Origin of the sequence: Pseudarthrobacter sp. B4EP4b, from assembly GCF_006680095.1 — a bacterium.
Lineage (GTDB): Bacteria > Actinomycetota > Actinomycetes > Actinomycetales > Micrococcaceae > Arthrobacter.
On sequence record NZ_VHIJ01000067.1, the window covers coordinates 1 to 494 of the forward strand.

The following is a 494-nucleotide window of genomic DNA, read 5'->3' on the forward strand; positions in this document are numbered from 1 at the left end:
CTCGGCAACGTCCCGGTCCCCAAGGCGGACGTCCTGGTCACCGTCCCGGTACTCGCCCTCTTCGGCATCACGGACGAACCGGCAAACCTGGACGGGTATGGTCCGATCCCCGCGTCGATGGCCCGAAAACTCGTCGCCAACGGCGCGAGTTCCTTCTACCGTGTGCTCGTCGATCCACGGGACGGGGCACCGCTGGAAATCGGCCGCACCAGCTACCGGCTCACCAAAGCCATGAAAAAAGCCCTGCAAATCCGGGACGGAAAATGCACCTTCCCCGGCTGCAACAACCCATCCCTCGACAACGACACCGACCACCTCCACGCCTGGCAACACGGCGGACATACCGGGATCAGCAACCTGGCCCAACTCTGCCCAAAGCACCACCGCATCAAACACAACAGTGGCTGGGAACCCACACCAGCCAGCACAACCGAACCACCCGGCTGGACCTCACCCACCGGCCGCCACTACAAAGCCGAACAACCCGACCACGA

The 494-nt window shown here is 63.6% G+C and carries 1 protein-coding gene; it reads left to right on the forward strand.

Going from position 1 to position 494, the window contains the following annotated elements:
- Nucleotides 1-494 (forward strand): HNH endonuclease signature motif containing protein (locus tag FNL14_RS20920; RefSeq protein WP_142064204.1); only part of this gene is annotated, 494 nt, incomplete at both ends.